Below are 15564 nucleotides of genomic sequence, written 5' to 3'. Positions count from 1 at the left end.
AGAGCGGTTAGCGGTTGCGGCCGCGGGCACCAAACATGATGTCGTCCCAACTAGGCACACTGGGCCGGTTCTTCTTGGCCTTGCTCGATTCTTCTTCGCTCAAATCCGGCACCGAGGGGTCCGGGACGGCTTCTTCGGTCTCGGGGGTGGGCTCTGACTCAACCTCGATGGCTGACTCTTCGCCCTCTTCAGGCTCGCCAGCCTCATCCTCAATAAAGTCTTCCGATTCGGAATCGCTGGCACCCTGCTCGTGATGCTCAGCGTCGTCATGTTGGCTCACGGACTGGGCGTCGCTCTCCTCGCTCACGCCGTCGCCGTCGCCACCTTCGTCCTGGGGCTCGTCGTCTTGCTTATCGTCGGAGTTTCGGCCAAAGAAATCTTCCAGCGTGGCCTCTCGGGTGTCCCGATCGTCATTGCCGCGTGCGCCCGGTGGCAGTCCAGCCGAGCGGGGGTCATAGTCGAAGTCTTCTAAGGGCAGCGCCTCGTTGGGGAAGTTTTCGGCACCAGGCACCGCACTGGGATCGGCGCTGCCGACGCCAGTCGCGGAGTCGGGATGCAGTGCGGCGTGAGCAGCCATCAACTCGGCTTCAGCGTCCGCGTCCGTGTCAGGGGCAGGTGCCTCAGGAGCAGCTTTCTTGCCCCGTGGACTACGGGTGCGCTGACGGCGACGCTCGCGCATGGAGTTCATGAGGTCATCTGGTTCATCACCAGCAGGGGGCCCAAACACGGCGTTGGATGGTGCTGCGCTGCTGGGCAGGGACTGCTCGTCCTCGCTGAGCCAGCGTGCCTCGTCATCCATCGCTTCAAGACCGCGAGCCTGAACATCGAAGTGCCAGTGGGCTGACCGACTGCGAGCTCCGGCGGTGAAATTGACTGCAACGGTCCAGCGACCGCCCTCTGGGCGCGTGGCATCCCAGACGATGTCTTTGCTCGAAACGCCGCGAACTTCTAGTCGGTTCGTGACGCGCTGACCGAGTGTCGGCGGCGTTTGGGACCGTTCGTGAGAACGCACCGTGCTGGCCTGGGCCAGGCTCGCGATGTGCTCGCGTTCAGCAAGGATGGGACCTTCGTAGCGTTGAATCCGCTCGATGGCCCAATCGGTCTGGGCCGCGATATCGCTTGCGCTTCGGCCGGCGCGCATGAGCGCTTGGACTTCGCGTGGAGTCAGGGAGAGGCCTCCTCGGCCCCCGGGGTCCGTGACGTGCGGACAGCTGAGCGCAGGCCATCAGTTAGCGGCACTGCATACCGAGAACCGTCTGTCGCGGTCATCAGCAACTGCGTGCCATCTTCGTTGAGCCCAGTGAACCTCAGTTGGTCCATGTCACCTCTCCATTTCGCATGCCTTGATGGCGACTGTGCCACTTGAGTAGTGCTCACTGGTGGAGGCCACGCCGTGACCCCAACTGGCGGGTAAAGTTTGTCCCACCATGGTCGCCTCCTCTGCAGAGATACAACTGATTCTTGACATCATCGGGGTCTTTATTTTCGGGCTGTCCGGGGCGCTCGTGGGTGTCCGTCGGGGGCTTGACATGATCGGCGTCGTGATGTTGGCGTGGGTTGCCGGCCTGGGGGAGGCATGATCCGAGATGTCTTCCTGGGGGACCTGCCCCCTGTGGGCATCACCGACTGGCGTCTCCTCGTTGCCGTCTGGACCGCTGGCTTCTTCATCTTCGGTCTGCATCCACACCTCACTGAAGTACGGCAAGAACGCCCCCGACTTCGACTGCGACTCATTAGCCAATCGGTGCAGTGGTTAGACGCCGCCGGCCTGGCCATCTTTGCGTCGGCGGAGCACTGAAAGCGATCTCCTACAACGCGCCCCCGATCGCGGCCGTCATCCTGGGGGTCATCACGGCAGTCGGTGGCGGCGTGATCCGCGATGTTCTTGCGGGACAGGTTCCCGAACTCCTACGCGGGCAACAGCTTTATGCTTTGCCAGCCTTGGCGGGTTCGACCGCCGTGGTGATCGCCTTTGAAACGGGCCACCTGAGTGTGTGGCTCATTTGGCTATCAGTCATGCTGGTCTTTCTGATCCGCATGGCTGCGGTCTTATTCAAAATCAACATTCCGACCGCAATGCGCAACGAGGGAGTTTCATGACGACACCGGCAGCCGAGCCCACCGAGCCCACCGAGCCCACTGGCGTTGAGCCACAGGAGCCTCAGACCGAGCTAGAGACTCCCGAGTCCAGGGGCGAAGAACTCGCGCCCTACGACGCGGTCGTGCTCGTGTCGTTTGGTGGCCCCGAAGGGCCAGACGAAGTGATGCCGTTCTTGCGTCGAGTCACCGCGGGGCGTGGTATCCCGGATGAGCGTCTGGCCGATGTGGCCGAGCACTACCACCACTTCGGCGGCCGTAGCCCGATCAACGACCAGAACCGTGCGTTGTTGAAGGCAATGCGCGAAGAGCTGGATCGGCGCGGCATCAGCACACCCTTGTTGTGGGGCAACCGCAACAGCGAGCCTTTCCTCACCGACACGCTGCGTGAAGCACACCAGGGCGGGCTGACCAATGTGGTTGCGGTGACGACCAGCGCATACTCGTGCTACTCCTCCTGCCGCCAATACCGCGAAGACCTCGCCGCGGCCTTGGAAGAATTGGCCTTTGAAGACGTCAGCCTGAACGTCCACAAGATTCGCCAATATTGGAACCACCCAGGCTTTGCCGCAGTGAACACTCGTCTCGTCACTGAGGCGGCTCGCGAGGTCAAGGAACGGACTGGCGTGATGCCTCGCGTGGTCTGCGTGACGCACTCGATTCCGGACGCGATGGATGACACGTCGGGTCCGGGGGATGAAGACGGCAACCTCTACAGCGCTCAGCACAAGGCGCTCACGGTCGCGATCGCCGATGAGGCCAGCGCCACTTTGGGTGAAACCGTCACTGCCGAGCTCGCCTACTGCTCGCGATCTGGCCCACCCAGCCAGCCATGGCTTGAGCCCGACGTCAATGACCACCTGAGGGAGTTGCACTCCCAAGGCGTCCAACACGTTGTCGTGGCGCCTATCGGCTTTGTCTCTGACCACATGGAAGTGGTGTTTGACCTCGACACTGAAGCCCGTGAGACGGCAGATGAACTGGGCTTGGACATGGTCAGGGTGCCCACCGTCGGCATTGACCCAGAGTTCGTCAGCGGCCTGATTGACCTCACCGTGGAGCGTTCCGCAGAAGCCCGCGGGCAAGACGTCGTCAAGCCGGCCTGGCCGATTTCCGAACCTCGCCCGTCCACTTGTCGGCCAGGCTGTTGCCCGAATCTGCGTGCAGCCAAACCTGCCTGTTGCGGAATGGACTGAGCGTTAAGAACGTGACTTTGAGTGAGAAAATCTCGAAGACCTGCACGCCCTGGCGCTTGAGTTAGCGCTGGCTGGCGGACGCTTTGTCCGCGATCAGCGACCGGACAAAGTTTTGGTGTCCCAAACAAAAGAAACCGATCTTGACGTGGTCACGATCATGGATACCCAATGCGAAGCACTGCTCCGCGCCATGATCCGTGAGCAGCGCCCAGACGATGCCATCCTCGGTGAAGAGGGGATGCTGTCACTGGAACCTCTGGATTGACGTGGGTGCTGGATCCAATTGATGGCACCGTCAACTACCTCTACGACGTGCCTGCCTACGCGGTGTCGATCGGCGTTGTCACTGGCGATCCGCTGACCCCAGGGGAATGGGAGGCCGTTGCTGGTGCCGTGTACAACCCGATTATTGATGAGGTGTTCCACGCCCACCGTGGCGGAGGCGCCAGGCTTAGCCGTCCGGCGACGGCACAGATCGACGACGGGTTCGTTTTGCAGGTGCAAGAGCCTGACACGTTGACGAAGGCACTGGTCGGGACCGGCTTCTCCTACAGCGTCGAGGATCGCCGCAGTCAGGCAGTTATCGCCAGCGAAGTGCTCGTGAACGTTCGTGACCTGCGGAGGATGGGCGCAGCGTCGTTGGATCTGTGCGCCGTCGCGGCTGGCAGGCTGGACGCCTACTACGAGCGCGGGCTGCACCCGTGGGACATGGCGGCTGGCTGCGTGATCGTCTCGGAGGCCGGCGGGGTGGTGTCAGGCTTGCTTAAACCTGTCTCTCGCGAGATGACTATTGCTGGGGCTCCGGGAGTGCATGCAGCGCTGCATCGCTTGCTCGTTCGGATCATTCGCTAGGCCCCGAGTGCGCGGTTGGGGCCAACTCGTGATAGAACACACCCGTGTCGCGCAGGAGAGCCTCGAAGGGGCAATCCGGTAGCACGCTCAATTCATTGGCGACGGTGGGCACAAAACCGGCCTTCAATGCGTTGCTAAGCCAAGACCAACGTGGCGGCCCCTGTGCCGTCACATCCACATACAAGCAGTTAGGACAGGGAGACAGTCATGGCAACTGACTACGACGCCCCACGCAAGTCCGAAGATGACGTCAACGAGGACTCCCTCGAAGAGCTCAAGGCGCGCCGCAATGACAAGAGCGGCAGCAGCGTTGATGTCGACGAGACCGAGCACGCCGAAGGATTTGAACTGCCGGGTGCAGACCTTTCCGGCGAAGAGCTCTCGGTGCGCGTGCTTCCACGTCAATCGGATGAGTTCACCTGCACCAAGTGCTTCTTGGTGCACCACCGCAGCCAACTCGCTAAGGAAGACGGCGGTATGCCGGTCTGCAGCGAGTGCGCAGCCTGAGACCACCGTTAGTCTGGTGAGTTGTGACTGACCAGAACCAGCCCGTGCCCGTGCTGCTGCGGCGACTTGATAATGAGTTGCCGGTGCCGGCATACGCGCATCCAGGCGATGCAGGCGTCGACCTGTGCGCCGCCCAGGATGTAGTGCTGGAGCCAGGCGCCAGGGCCCTCATCGGGACAGGCGTGGCAATGGCTCTTCCGGCTGGCTACGTCGCCCTGTTGCACCCCAGGTCGGGATTAGCCGCAAAGCACGGAATCACAGTGCTCAACGCACCAGGCACAGTCGATGCTGGGTATCGCGGAGAGATAAAGGTCTGTCTGCTCAATACCGATCAAAACAACTCGTTCACCATCACTCGAGGGATCGCATCGCCCAGTTGCTGGTGCAACCCATTCCCTCCGTGAGGTTCATTGAAGTGAAAACCTTGCCTGGCAGCCATCGCGGCGATGCAGGGCACGGCTCAAGCGGCGGATTTTCTGCTGCATCACCATCAGCGAAGGACTAAGGCAACAACGTGGCTATTTTTGGCAAGCGTCAGCGCAACTCGGAGCCGGTCCAGCCGGACGTCGAGGAAAACCTGCCTGCCCCCGACGGCGAGCCTGGTGTGGACCGCGCTTGGCATCGCCCCGTGGATGGTCCCTTGACATCGCTGAGCGCCCCGACCTCGATGGACTCCTGGACCTGGGGTCGATGCGGATCCCGCAGCGCTCGGGCATGGAGCTGCGTCTCGATGTGGAGAAGTCAACGCAGCGTCTCGTTGGCGTGACCTGTGGGCTTGGCCCCAACAAGGTTCAGTTGCAGGCTTTCGCTGCGCCGCGCTCAAGCGGCTTGTGGGCCGAAATCCGCGCAGCGCTCGTCGAGGGATTGGCTAAGGCCGGTGGCTCCGCTGAAGAAACCGAAGGCATGTTCGGGCCAGCCCTGCAGGCGCGGATGCCCTCCCGCAGCAACGATGGCCGAGTGGTCTATCAGCCTGCCCGCTTCATGGGCGTTGATGGGCCACGTTGGTTCTTGCGCGTGGTGATCAATGGGCCTGCTGCTGGACAAGATGACTCCTTGACCGATGTGCTTTCGTTCGTGCGCAGCGTTGTCGTCGATCGCGGCGACGAGCCCCGCCCGCCTCGTGAGTTACTGGAGTTGCGTGCCCCGCAGGCCGTGGTCGACGCTGCGGCGGCAAAGCAGGCAGCCAAGCAGCAGTCGGCCGGACAGGTATGAGCGTCCTGACGCGCGCCTTTAGCTCCTGGGGGCGTGACCAGGCGCTCATCGAGGCTGACGAGGTCGCCTACGAGTGCGCTCGCCCCGGATGCTCGCCCATCGGTGGCGTCACCGAGGGTGAGATTGCCCAGGTCACCGGCACGGTGCACAGCATGGCTGTCCAGCCGTCGGGCAAGCGCCCAGAATTGCGCGTTGAGTTGTCATGACGGCACGGCCATTCTCGAACTGATCTGGCTGGGCCGCCGCAGCATCGCTGGGATCGCGCCCGGCGCATACCTGACGGTGTCTGGCCGCATTGCTCAACACGGCGACAACCTGGTGATGTACAACCCTGGCTACGACCTCTTACCGGCACGAGGCTGAGGGTGAGCACGCCCGAGCAGTCAGGGCCGCCAGAGCCTGGGCCGCAGGCGCAGACAGTCGAGCAGAGCGTCGAGCACGTGATCCGCTCACGCCTGTCCGATCTCCTGGGCGGCTGGTATGGCTCGCTGGAGACGGCACTCCCAACCGTTGCCTTTGTTGTCTTGTGGGTCTGGCGCAGCGACGTTCAATTCGCCGTTATTGGCGCTGTCGTCGCCACCGCCATCTTGATCGGCCTGCGTCTGGCTCGTGGCGGATCTCTGCGCTATGTGTTGTCGTCAGTGATCGGCATCGCTCTGGCTGCGTTTTCGCGTTGCGTAGTGGCGACGCCGAAGATGCGTTCCTGCCGGGCATTTTGATCAGCGCGGCCTATGGCGCTGGAGCCCTTGTCTCGATCTTGGCGCGTTGGCCCTTGATTGGCTTCTTGGTGGCCGCTGCCGATCCCACTTTGCCGAGCAGCCGACCGCATGGCGCCGCGACCGTGGGCTGGTGCGGGTATGTAGCCGCTTGACCTGGGTCTTGGTTGGCCTGTTCGCCGTGCGTCTGGTCATCATGCTCCCGCTGTATCTGGCTGGGGAGGTGGCGTGGCTGGGCATCACCAAGATCGCGCTGGGCTGGCCCGCCTACATCGTCGCTATCGCGATTATGGGCTTCATGTTGAGCGTCGGCCGGACGCCGGTTGAAGGCCCTGAGCAGGCCTAACCCTCGTCCTCTTCGTTGTCGTCGCGCAGATGGGCGTCGGGGTTAAGCGTGAGGGCCAACTCTGTCTCTGCCTCGGGCGGGCACATAAAGATCACTTCGTCTGCCATTTCGAGCACCTCGTCGGGCTGAGGCACCATCGCTCGGCCATCGCGCAGGATGGCCATCAGCGCCGTGTCCGCGGGCAACGGGACATCGCCGACCCGCCGACCGACATACGGGCTCGATTCGGGCATAGTGAGCTCCACCATGTGGACCTGGCCCTGTTGGAACTCGAACAAGCGCACCAAATCGCCAACCGACACGGCCTCTTCGACCAGTGCTGTCATCAGCCGGGAGTCGAGACCGCAACATCGACGCCCCACGAGTCATTGAACAGCCACTCGTTACGGGGGTTGTTGACGCGGGCCACCGTGCGCGTGACGGCGAACTCGGTCTTTGCCAAGAACGACACCACCAAGTTGACCTTGTCGTCACCGGTTGCGCAGACCACGTGGTCATACGACTCGAGGTTGGCTTCGGCCAAGGTGCTCAACTCGCAGGCATCGCCCAACAACCACTCAGCGGCTGGCACCCGAGAGGTCTGGTCAGGATCTGGCTCTTCGTCGATGATCAGGACGTCGTGTCCGTTGTGGATTAACTCTCGCGAGATTGAACGGCCCACACTGCCGGCACCAATAACTGCTACGCGCACGGCGATCTCCTAATCCTGCGGCGGTGCCGCGTCGAGGCGTTGTTCAAGCTCGGGCAATCGCATCCGCTCAGTCAGCAGGTGCACTTCGTCACCCTCCTGATAGACCATCTGCCGATCGGGCAGCCTCGCCTCGCCCAAGCGCGTGATGAAGGCCACCCGAGACTGGCTGAAGTCTTCGATGTCAGTCAGTCGGCGGCCCACCCAGCCGTCATCGAGATGGATTTGCGCCAGCACGAGTTTGCCTGAAGGGTCGAAATAATCAGGTGTCGATCCCTGGGGAGCAGGTGGTGCAGCGTCTGGTCCGCAGCCCAGCGCACGGTGGCGACGGTGGGGATGCCCAAGCGCTCAAAGATTTCGGCGCGACCTGGGTCATAGATCCGGGCCACGACTCGCTTCACCCCGAAGGTCTCGCGAGCGACTCGCGCCGCAATGATGTTGGAGTTGTCACCGCTGCTGACCGCGGCGAAAGCGAAAGCCTCTTCGATACCTGCGCGGCGCAACACATCACGGTCAAAGCCCACGCCACGGATCTGGTGGCCCTGAAAATCTTTGGCTAGACGGCGGAACGCCAACGGGTCACGATCAATGATCGCGACCTCATGGCCACGCCGCTCCAGACTGGTTGCAAGCGTTGATCCGACTCGGCCGCAGCCCATAATCACGAAGTGCACACCCCGACGCTATCCCGCTCTCGTAGAATCGTCATCTATGGGCTATCCACGGTTGCTGCTTAAGCGCGCCTTCTTGGCCGTGCTCTGCGCAGTGACCGGTTAAACGAGACGCTTCTGCCCAAGCGGTTGGGTATGCCGGTCTTTGCCAGTGACGCGTTGTCGTCGGTGGCTTATGCGCCAGATGAGATCGTTTTGACTCTCGCACTGGCGGGTGGCACGGCGATCTTGAGCCAGTCGTGGGAGATCACGCTGGCGGTCTGCGCTGTGATGGCGATCATCGTGGCTTGCTATCGGCAGAATGTGCACGCTTATCCCAGTGGTGGTGGCGACTACGAGGTTGCTTCAAGAACCTCGGCCCGACAGCAGGCCTGGGTGTCGGTGCCGCGTTGGCCGTCGACTACATCTTGACTGTTGCGGTCTCGGTCTCGGCTGGTGTGCAGAACGCCGGGTCAGCGCTGGACTTTTGCGTGGCTATGAGCCCTTGGCGGCTGCGTTGCTGATCGTTGGCCTCACTTTGATTAACCTGCGTGGCGTCCGCGAGTCTGGTCGGGCCCTGGCGGTGCCGGTGTATGCGTTCCTCGGGGCGATGGGGCTGATGCTCGGCTATGGCGGATTCCAGTGGGCCACGGGCACACTGGCGCAGGCTGAGAGTGCCGGGTATGACTTGGTGCCGGCCAATGGCTATGAGGCGCTCACCGCGTTGGGCGTCGGGGTGCTGATCCTGCGGGCTTTTGCCTCAGGCACTGTCGCGCTGACGGGCGTGCAAGGCGTCGCCAACGGCGTTCCGGCCTTCCAACGGCCCAAGAGCAAAAATGCCGCATCCGTTTTGGTGATCATGGCCACCTTGTCGATCACCATCTTGCTGTCGGTGATTGCCCTCGTGGCAGCCTCCGGCATTCAACTGGTGGTGGACCCGCAAGAGCAGTTGCGCCTTGACGGCTCCCCACCAGCCGAAGACTTCGCGCAAGACCCGATCTTGGGTCAGTTGTCGACGGTGATCTTCGGCGAAGGCAGCATCGGTCTACTTGTCGTCTCGTTGGTCACTAGCGTGATGTTGATCGTCGCGGCAAACACAGCATTCAACGGATTCCCGCAGTTGGCCTCCCGGCTAGCCACTGATGGTTTCCTGCCGCGGTTGCTGCTCAGCCGTGGGATGCGCCTCGCATACTCCAATGGCATTTTGCTGCTGGCTGGCGGCGCACTGGCACTAGTATTGGTCTATCAGGCCACCGTGACCGAGTTGATCCAGATGTACCTGGTGGGCGTCTTTATTTCTTTCGCGGCCAGCCAAATCGGGATGGTCAAACACTGGAATAGCCAAATGCGCCTGGAGTTGAGCGAACGCGCGCCCGGTCCAGGTGCGCAGCCGGTTGATCAACATCATCGGGGCTACTGTTTCCATCACGGTGCTGGCCACCGTCATAACGACCCGGTTCACCCAAGGTGCCGGTCTTTCTCTGCTCGCGATTGCAACCCTGTGGATGGTGATGACCGTGGTGTATCGACTTCACCGTGATATAGACCGCGAGATCGCTTTGCCCGAAGAGGGCGAGGTCACTCAGCGAGTACCGTCCCGAGTGTTGGCCCTGGTCTACGTTGAGCACCTTGACTCGCCAACCCTGCGCGCCGTGGCCTATGCACGGGCAACCCGCCCGCAGTCCATCGAGGCCGTGAGCGTGGACATCAACGCTGATCGCTCGCAGGAGTTGCGGGACGCGTGGCGGCGACACAAAATCCCGGTCACGCTGCGCTTGCTCGAATCGCCCTATCGAGAGCCAGCTCGGCCGTTGGTCGACTACGTCGGTCGCCTGCACCGTGATCACCCCCGAGACATGGTGGTCGTCTATGTGCCCGAATATGTCGCGGCCAACCGATTCGTTCGCTGGGTGCGTAACCGCGCGCTCAACGAATTGCGCAGTGAGTTGATGCGCACCCCAGGCGTCATCGTGGCCACGGTGCCCTGGCAAGCCGACGCCCGCCATAAGGCTCAACAGCAACCCGCCCCGTCCAAGCGTCCCGCCCAGTCAGGGGAATCCGTATGAGCACCACCACCGAACAAACACCATTGCAGGTTGGCGATCGCGTTGAGGTCGAGGTCGGCCCGTCGCTCATGGCGGCCACTGCGTTGCGCGCCACGAAGGCCGGGTGCTGTTTGTCCGGCATGCCATCCCTGGCGAGCAGGTGATCGCCGAGATCACCGACCTTGGCCCCAAGGGCCGATTCCTGCGGGCAGACGCCGTGCAGGTCGTTGAGCCTTCCGATCAACGAATCCAACCCGCCTGCCCCTGGTCTGGGCCGGTCGCTGCGGCGGCTGCGACTTCCAGCATGTCGATCTGGGGCACCAGCGCCAGTTGAAGGCGCAGGTTGTGGCCGAGCAGTTCAGCAGGCTGGCCAAGATTGACCTGGCTGAGTTGCTGGGCGCCGATGTCGTGTGCGAGGCCGTGCCAGGCGATGACGCCGGTCTGGGGTGGCGCACCAGAGTTGAGTTTGCGGTCAGCCCCGAGGGCACCGTGGGCTTGCGCCAGCACCGCTCACCGAGATCGTCCCGGTCGACACCTGCCGGATCGCCCACCCTGCCGTCCAGGCAAATTCGGTGTGGTCAGACTCCGCTGAGGCACGCAAACAGCGCGCTGGGGTTGAGGCGATCGACGTGATCGCGACTCAAGCGGGCATCGGTGTGCAGCGCACCCCAGAGGTTGTCGCTGTCACCGTTCCAGAAACTGCGCGCACACCAGTGGTCAAAGAATCTGTGGCCATCGAAGACAACACCTGGGCCTTCCAGTTGAGCGCCCGCGGCTTTTGGCAGGTTCACCCTGGAGCAGCGACCACGTTTAGCCAGACCGTTTTGGGCTGGTTGGACACGCAACCGGGGAGAGTGCCCTGGATCTGTATGCCGGTGTTGGTTTGTTTGCCCGCGGGCTTTCGGCGGCCGTCGGTCAGGAGGGGCGGGTGATGGCTGTTGAGGCCGACCGTGCCGCAGGTGGACATGCTGCCCAGAATCTCTCGTCCATGCCGCAAGCTTCCGTGCGTCGCGACAAGGTTGACCGGGTTGTCGCGAGTTTGCGTCGCAGTGATGAGCACGCTGATGTCATCGTGCTTGACCCGCCCCGCGTGGGGCTGGCAAGCAAGTTGTCGGCGACATGGCCGCGTTGAAGCCACGGGCCATCGCCTACGTGGCCTGTGACCCAGCAGCGCTCGCGCGCGACACCGCATACCTGAAGGATGTTGGGTATGCCTTGCAGAAGTTGCGCGTTTTTGATGCGTTCCCGATGACGCACCACATGGAATGCATCGCGTTGTTCGCTCCGGTGGGACACACTGAAGACTGAGCACTCACCCGACGCTGCTACGGCAGATCTGGTAATTTATCTTGACGTCAAGATAAATCGACACAAAAGTTCGACGAAGGGACAGGGCAGTGAGTGACAACACCACCGGCGCCGACAGCTTTGGAGCTAAAGGCACCCTGAACGTCGGTAGCGACAGCTACCAAATGTTTCGCATTAAAGATCTGAGGGCGCGGACACGCTCCCATTCAGCCTCAAGGTGCTGCTGGAAAACCTCCTGCGCACCGAAGACGGCGCCAACATCACCGCAGACCACATCAACGCCGTGGCCCAGTGGGACGAAAACGCACAGCCCGACACGGAGATTCAGTTCACCCCGGGTCGCGTCATCATGCAGGACTTCACCGGTGTGCCCGTGGTCGTTGACCTCGCCACCATGCGTGAGGCCATGGTTGACCTGGGCGGTGACCCGTCAAGGATCAACCCGCTCGCACCGGCCGAATTGGTCATTGACCACTCGGTGATCATCGATGTTTTCGGCCGCGCTGACGCTTGAGCGCAACGTCGAGATCGAATACGAGCGCAATGGCGAGCGCTACCAGTTCTTGCGCTGGGGCCAGAAGGCGTTTGAGGACTTCAAGGTTGTGCCTCCGGGCACCGGCATCGTCCACCAGGTCAACATTGAGCACCTGGCCCGCACCGTCATGACCCGCGAGGTCAACGGTGAGTTGCAGGCCTACCCCGACACCTGCGTCGGCACCGACTCCCACACCACGATGGTCAACGGTATGGGCGTGCTCGGCTGGGGCGTCGGCGGTATCGAGGCAGAGGCAGCCATGTTGGGCCAGCCCGTCTCGATGCTGATCCCGCGCGTTGTCGGCTTCAAGCTGACCGGCGCTATCCCCGCTGGTGCGACCGCGACCGACGTCGTGCTGACGATCACCGAAATGTTGCGTGAGCACGGTGTGGTCGGCAAGTTCGTCGAGTTCTACGGCGAAGGTGTCACGGCTGTGCCGTTGGCTAACCGCGCCACCATCGGCAACATGAGCCCTGAGTTTGGCTCGACGTGTGCGATCTTCCCGATCGACCAGGTCACGCTCGACTACTTGCAGCTGACCGGCCGCAGCGCCGAGCAGATTGCGCTGGTCGAGGCCTACACCAAAGAGCAGGGCATGTGGCTGGAGCCAGAGAAGGAGGCTCGTTACTCCGAGCGCCTTGAGCTGGACCTGTCGACCGTTGTGCCCTCGATCGCTGGCCCGAAGCGTCCGCAGGACCGCATTGCGGTCACCGACGCGAAGGACCAGTTCCGCCGCGACCTCAACACCTACGCGAGCAACGACGAGACTGGCGAAACGGCGCTGGACGACGAGCTTGAGTCGACTTTCCCGGCCTCTGACCCGCCGTCAACCGACGCTACCGACGAGGCTGGCGCCGAGCCGCCACACTCGCGTTCGGCAGTGCCCGAGGGTGGTGTTGGCGATCGCGTCAGCAAGCCCGTTTCGGTCACCGTGGGCGACGACACCTTCGAGATTGACCACGGCATCGTGGCCATCGCCTCGATCACCAGCTGCACCAACACCTCCAACCCGTCGGTCATGATGGCCGCCGCGTTGCTGGCGCGTAACGCTGTGGAGCGCGGCTTGACCGTGGCTCCGTGGGTCAAGACCTCGATGGCGCCTGGCTCCAAGGTCGTCACCGGCTACTTCGACAAGGCCGGCATGTGGCCCTTCCTGGAGGCCTTGGGCTTCCACCTGGTGGGCTATGGCTGCACGACCTGTATCGGCAACTCCGGCCCGTTGGTCGAAGAGATCTCTAAGGCCATTCAGGACAACGACCTGGCCGTGACCTCGGTGCTCTCGGGTAACCGTAACTTTGAAGGCCGGATCAACCCCGACGTCAAGATGAACTACTTGGCTTCGCCACCGTTGGTCATTGCGTATGCACTGGCTGGGTCGATGGACTTTGACTTCGACAGCACGCCACTGGGCAAGGGCAAGGATGGCGAAGACGTCTTCTTGACCGACATCTGGCCGATGGCTGCTGAGGTTGAAGAGGTCATTGCCGGCTCGATCTCCCGCGAGATGTTCAAGTCGGACTATTCCGACGTCTTCGCTGGCGACGACCGCTGGCGCAGCTTGCCCACCCCCGAAGGTGACACCTTCGACTGGGAGGGCGAGTCGACATACGTGCGTAAGCCTCCATACTTCGACGGCATGGCCGCTGAGCCGGCGCCGTTGCAAGACATTGAGGGTGCACGCGTGTTGGCGCTGCTGGGCGACTCGGTCACGACCGACCACATCAGCCCGGCTGGCTCGATCAAGGCTGACAGCCCGGCTGGCCGCTACCTGGCCGAGCACGGCATCGAGCGTCGGGACTTCAACTCCTATGGCTCGCGTCGTGGCAACCACGAAGTCATGATCCGTGGCACGTTCGCCAACATTCGACTGCGCAACCAGTTGCTGGATGACGTTGAGGGTGGCTTCACTCGCAACTTCTTGGCTGATGGCGAGCAGACCTCGATCTTTGAGGCTTCTGAGGCTTACGCCGAGGCTGGCGTCCCGCTGGTCGTGCTGGCTGGCAAGGAGTATGGCTCGGGATCGTCGCGCGACTGGGCTGCCAAGGGCACCCGGTTGCTCGGTGTGAAGGCTGTCATTGCTGAGTCGTATGAGCGCATTCACCGCTCCAACCTGATCGGCATGGGCGTCCTGCCCCTGCAGTATGCCGAGGGTGACAGCGCTGAGAGCCTCGGGCTTGATGGCACCGAAACCTTTGCGATCGCTGGCATCACCGCGATGAACGATGGCGGCAGCGTCCCCAAGACGGTCAAGGTCACGGCGACGAAGGTCGATGGCGGCGACAGCGTTGAGTTCGACGCTGTGGTGCGCATCGACACCCCCGGTGAAGCGGGCTACTTCCGCAACGACGGCATCCTGCAGTACGTGCTGCGTTCGCTGGCCAGCGCCAGCTGAGGCAATCTAGCAGTAGCGTGATGAGGGCGGGCACCCATTTGGGCGCCCGCCCTCATCGTTGCTATTTCAGCTGATGTCCTCGTGACTGCGCCGTTTGAGTGGCTTTCCGGCTTCTCTGGCCACGTCGAGTGCCCGGTCTGGGACTGGCAACTGCAACTCCCGATCCGTGCGATGGTAGCCCGTGGATTGTGGGCGCTTCGGCATCGAGAGTGCTGGTTGCTCGACTTTTTCGAAAGGGATGGAATCCAAGAGGTGAGCGATCATATTGATGCGGGCGGATCGCTTGTCATCGGAGGCGACGACATTCCAGCGCGCTTCGGGGATATCGGTATGGATAAACATCTCGTCCTTGGCACGGCTGTAGTCTTCCCAGCGGGTGAGTGACTCTAGATCCGTGGGGGAGAGCTTCCAACGGCGCATGGGGTCGTTCATTCGGGATCGAAAACGGCGCTCCTGCTCGTCGTCGGAGACAGAGAACCAGTATTTGCGCAGGATAATCCCATCGTCCATGAGCATCCGCTCGAAGATGGGGCACTGTTGCAAAAAGAGCCGGTGCTCTTCGGGGTGCAGTAGCCCATCACGCGCTCGACTCCGCCACGGTTGTACCAGGAACGGTCGAAGAGCCGGATCTCTCCGGCGGCTGGTAGATGCTCGACATAGCGCTGGAAGTACCACTGGGTCTTTTGGCGCTCGGTCGGAGTTGGCAGTGCCACGATCTGGGCTTGCCGTGGGAGAGATATTCGGTGACCCTTTGATTGCACCGCCCTTACCCGCGGCGTCGCGTCCTTCGAAGATCACGACCAACCGTTGATCCGTTGCTTTGAACCAACTCTGCATCTCAACCAGTCGCTCTTGCAGCCGCAGCAGTTCGGCCTCATAGATCGCCTTGTTCAGCCGGGGCACTTTGCCGCGTCCCTGGCCGGTATTTTTCTTGGTCTGCGACGAGGTTTCGCTCTTATCGTGAGTCATGTCCTCATGTTTCACTAAGTTGCGCTGTAGTGGAAGTCTTTGGGTGGATTC

General features: G+C 62.3%; 22 protein-coding genes and 6 pseudogenes. 23 read left to right on the top strand and 5 right to left on the bottom strand.

Annotated elements, in window-relative coordinates; genetic code table 11:
- Window positions 1-7: 7 nt before the first annotated feature.
- Entirely contained in the window at window positions 8-1141 is a 1134-nt protein-coding gene (gene sepH / locus L0A91_RS05490; RefSeq protein ID WP_260115306.1) for a septation protein SepH, read from the bottom strand.
- A 23-nt stretch (window positions 1142-1164) separates the two neighbouring features.
- Window positions 1165-1320, bottom strand: coding sequence for a DUF3071 domain-containing protein (locus L0A91_RS17300; RefSeq protein ID WP_260115305.1), 156 nt, complete (start codon window positions 1318-1320; stop codon window positions 1165-1167).
- Window positions 1321-1427: 107 nt separating this feature from the next.
- Here L0A91_RS17300 and L0A91_RS19630 point away from each other — a divergent pair.
- The 12 genes and pseudogenes from L0A91_RS19630 to L0A91_RS17280 all read left to right on the top strand — a co-directional run bounded on the left by L0A91_RS19630 (window position 1428) and on the right by L0A91_RS17280 (window position 6926).
- Window positions 1428-1798 (top strand): annotated as a pseudogene (locus L0A91_RS19630) (trimeric intracellular cation channel family protein).
- Window positions 1750-2100: a trimeric intracellular cation channel family protein gene (locus tag L0A91_RS05475; RefSeq protein WP_235246148.1), complete on the top strand. Its 351-nt coding sequence runs from the start codon at window positions 1750-1752 to the stop codon at window positions 2098-2100. The pseudogene L0A91_RS19630 and the gene L0A91_RS05475 overlap by 49 nt, the downstream one beginning before the upstream one ends.
- Window positions 2097-3293 (top strand): ferrochelatase, encoded by a 1197-nt coding sequence (locus tag L0A91_RS05470; protein WP_235246147.1) that lies wholly within the window; start codon window positions 2097-2099, stop codon window positions 3291-3293. The genes L0A91_RS05475 and L0A91_RS05470 overlap by 4 nt, the downstream gene beginning before the upstream one ends.
- A gap of 40 nt (window positions 3294-3333) precedes the next feature.
- Window positions 3334-3558 carry an inositol monophosphatase family protein gene (locus L0A91_RS19625; protein WP_397333852.1) on the top strand — a complete coding sequence of 75 codons (225 nt, stop codon included), beginning with the start codon at window positions 3334-3336 and terminating at the stop codon, window positions 3556-3558.
- A 5-nt stretch (window positions 3559-3563) separates the two neighbouring features.
- A complete protein-coding gene (locus tag L0A91_RS05465) occupies window positions 3564-4145 on the top strand; it encodes an inositol monophosphatase family protein (protein ID WP_260115304.1) in 582 nt (193 codons plus the stop codon).
- 207 nt (window positions 4146-4352) lie between these two features.
- Window positions 4353-4652 (top strand): DUF4193 domain-containing protein, encoded by a 300-nt coding sequence (locus tag L0A91_RS05460; RefSeq protein ID WP_220122691.1) that lies wholly within the window; start codon window positions 4353-4355, stop codon window positions 4650-4652.
- Window positions 4653-4675: 23 nt separating this feature from the next.
- A pseudogene (dut, locus tag L0A91_RS05455) lies at window positions 4676-5157 on the top strand (dUTP diphosphatase).
- Between the two features lie 110 nt (window positions 5158-5267).
- Complete coding sequence (locus tag L0A91_RS05450) at window positions 5268-5864, top strand: DUF3710 domain-containing protein (RefSeq protein WP_235246146.1); 597 nt, start codon at window positions 5268-5270, stop codon at window positions 5862-5864.
- Window positions 5861-6070 (top strand): hypothetical protein, encoded by a 210-nt coding sequence (locus L0A91_RS05445; protein WP_235246145.1) that lies wholly within the window; start codon window positions 5861-5863, stop codon window positions 6068-6070. The genes L0A91_RS05450 and L0A91_RS05445 overlap by 4 nt, the downstream gene beginning before the upstream one ends.
- Window positions 6057-6227, top strand: coding sequence for a hypothetical protein (locus L0A91_RS05440; RefSeq protein ID WP_235246143.1), 171 nt, complete (start codon window positions 6057-6059; stop codon window positions 6225-6227). The genes L0A91_RS05445 and L0A91_RS05440 overlap by 14 nt, the downstream gene beginning before the upstream one ends.
- Before the next feature lie 2 nt (window positions 6228-6229).
- Window positions 6230-6735, top strand: a pseudogene (locus L0A91_RS17290) (DUF3159 domain-containing protein).
- A complete protein-coding gene (locus L0A91_RS17280; RefSeq protein WP_397333808.1) occupies window positions 6732-6926 on the top strand; it encodes a DUF3159 domain-containing protein in 195 nt (64 codons plus the stop codon). Before L0A91_RS17290 ends, L0A91_RS17280 begins: the two are co-directional and overlap by 4 nt.
- On the opposite strand, the pseudogene L0A91_RS05430 reads toward L0A91_RS17280, so the two are convergent.
- Both L0A91_RS05430 and L0A91_RS05425 read right to left on the bottom strand, forming a co-directional pair.
- Window positions 6923-7617, bottom strand: a pseudogene (locus L0A91_RS05430) (potassium channel family protein). The gene L0A91_RS17280 and the pseudogene L0A91_RS05430 overlap by 4 nt on opposite strands.
- Before the next feature lie 9 nt (window positions 7618-7626).
- Window positions 7627-8273 (bottom strand): annotated as a pseudogene (locus L0A91_RS05425) (potassium channel family protein).
- Window positions 8274-8420: 147 nt separating this feature from the next.
- Between L0A91_RS05425 and L0A91_RS05420 the strand changes: the two are divergent.
- The 11 genes from L0A91_RS05420 (at window position 8421) to L0A91_RS05380 (ending at window position 14544) form a co-directional block, all read left to right on the top strand.
- Window positions 8421-8696, top strand: coding sequence for a hypothetical protein (locus L0A91_RS05420; RefSeq protein ID WP_235246142.1), 276 nt, complete (start codon window positions 8421-8423; stop codon window positions 8694-8696).
- A 55-nt stretch (window positions 8697-8751) separates the two neighbouring features.
- Window positions 8752-9804, top strand: a complete 1053-nt coding sequence (locus L0A91_RS05415; RefSeq protein ID WP_235246141.1) for an APC family permease — start codon at window positions 8752-8754, stop codon at window positions 9802-9804.
- Window positions 9782-10330, top strand: a complete 549-nt coding sequence (locus L0A91_RS05410) for a hypothetical protein (protein ID WP_235246140.1) — start codon at window positions 9782-9784, stop codon at window positions 10328-10330. Before L0A91_RS05415 ends, L0A91_RS05410 begins: the two co-directional genes overlap by 23 nt.
- A complete protein-coding gene (locus L0A91_RS05405; RefSeq protein ID WP_235246139.1) occupies window positions 10327-10473 on the top strand; it encodes a hypothetical protein in 147 nt (48 codons plus the stop codon). Before L0A91_RS05410 ends, L0A91_RS05405 begins: the two co-directional genes overlap by 4 nt.
- Window positions 10434-10643 carry a hypothetical protein gene (locus tag L0A91_RS19620; RefSeq protein ID WP_397333807.1) on the top strand — a complete coding sequence of 70 codons (210 nt, stop codon included), beginning with the start codon at window positions 10434-10436 and terminating at the stop codon, window positions 10641-10643. Before L0A91_RS05405 ends, L0A91_RS19620 begins: the two co-directional genes overlap by 40 nt.
- 11 nt (window positions 10644-10654) lie before the next feature.
- Complete coding sequence (locus L0A91_RS19615; RefSeq protein WP_397333806.1) at window positions 10655-10942, top strand: hypothetical protein; 288 nt, start codon at window positions 10655-10657, stop codon at window positions 10940-10942.
- A complete protein-coding gene (locus L0A91_RS05395; RefSeq protein WP_235246137.1) occupies window positions 10882-11241 on the top strand; it encodes a hypothetical protein in 360 nt (119 codons plus the stop codon). The genes L0A91_RS19615 and L0A91_RS05395 overlap by 61 nt, the downstream gene beginning before the upstream one ends.
- Entirely contained in the window at window positions 11193-11441 is a 249-nt protein-coding gene (locus L0A91_RS05390) for an RsmD family RNA methyltransferase (RefSeq protein ID WP_235246136.1), read from the top strand. Before L0A91_RS05395 ends, L0A91_RS05390 begins: the two co-directional genes overlap by 49 nt.
- Entirely contained in the window at window positions 11429-11617 is a 189-nt protein-coding gene (locus L0A91_RS05385) for a hypothetical protein (RefSeq protein WP_235246135.1), read from the top strand. Before L0A91_RS05390 ends, L0A91_RS05385 begins: the two co-directional genes overlap by 13 nt.
- Window positions 11618-11834: 217 nt before the next feature.
- The gene (locus tag L0A91_RS19610; protein ID WP_397333804.1) at window positions 11835-12131 is read left to right on the top strand and encodes an aconitase family protein; all 297 of its coding nucleotides are present in this window, start codon (window positions 11835-11837) and stop codon (window positions 12129-12131) included.
- Window positions 12106-14544, top strand: coding sequence for an aconitate hydratase (locus tag L0A91_RS05380; protein ID WP_397333803.1), 2439 nt, complete (start codon window positions 12106-12108; stop codon window positions 14542-14544). The genes L0A91_RS19610 and L0A91_RS05380 overlap by 26 nt, the downstream gene beginning before the upstream one ends.
- 66 nt (window positions 14545-14610) lie before the next feature.
- On the opposite strand, the pseudogene ppk2 reads toward L0A91_RS05380, so the two are convergent.
- Window positions 14611-15513, bottom strand: a pseudogene (ppk2, locus tag L0A91_RS05375) (polyphosphate kinase 2).
- Window positions 15514-15564 lie beyond the last annotated feature (51 nt).

The sequence above is a fragment of the Ornithinimicrobium sp. INDO-MA30-4 genome (assembly GCF_021535045.1).
GTDB lineage: Bacteria > Actinomycetota > Actinomycetes > Actinomycetales > Dermatophilaceae > Ornithinicoccus.
This window is presented reverse-complemented; position numbering and strand designations above follow the sequence as displayed.

Excerpts from the sequence above, each read along its gene's own strand:
- L0A91_RS05420 (WP_235246142.1), top strand. The coding sequence starts at position 8,421 with ATGCCGGTCTTTGCCAGTGACGCGTTGTCGTCGGTGGCTTATGCGCCA.
- sepH (WP_260115306.1), bottom strand. The coding sequence starts at position 1,141 with ATGCGCGCCGGCCGAAGCGCAAGCGATATCGCGGCCCAGACCGATTGG.
- L0A91_RS05460 (WP_220122691.1), top strand. The coding sequence starts at position 4,353 with ATGGCAACTGACTACGACGCCCCACGCAAGTCCGAAGATGACGTCAAC.
- L0A91_RS17300 (WP_260115305.1), bottom strand. The coding sequence starts at position 1,320 with ATGGACCAACTGAGGTTCACTGGGCTCAACGAAGATGGCACGCAGTTG.
- L0A91_RS05405 (WP_235246139.1), top strand. The coding sequence starts at position 10,327 with ATGAGCACCACCACCGAACAAACACCATTGCAGGTTGGCGATCGCGTT.
- L0A91_RS05470 (WP_235246147.1), top strand. The coding sequence starts at position 2,097 with ATGACGACACCGGCAGCCGAGCCCACCGAGCCCACCGAGCCCACTGGC.
- L0A91_RS05385 (WP_235246135.1), top strand. The coding sequence starts at position 11,429 with ATGGCCGCGTTGAAGCCACGGGCCATCGCCTACGTGGCCTGTGACCCA.
- L0A91_RS05445 (WP_235246145.1), top strand. The coding sequence starts at position 5,861 with ATGAGCGTCCTGACGCGCGCCTTTAGCTCCTGGGGGCGTGACCAGGCG.
- L0A91_RS05380 (WP_397333803.1), top strand. The coding sequence starts at position 12,106 with ATGTTTTCGGCCGCGCTGACGCTTGAGCGCAACGTCGAGATCGAATAC.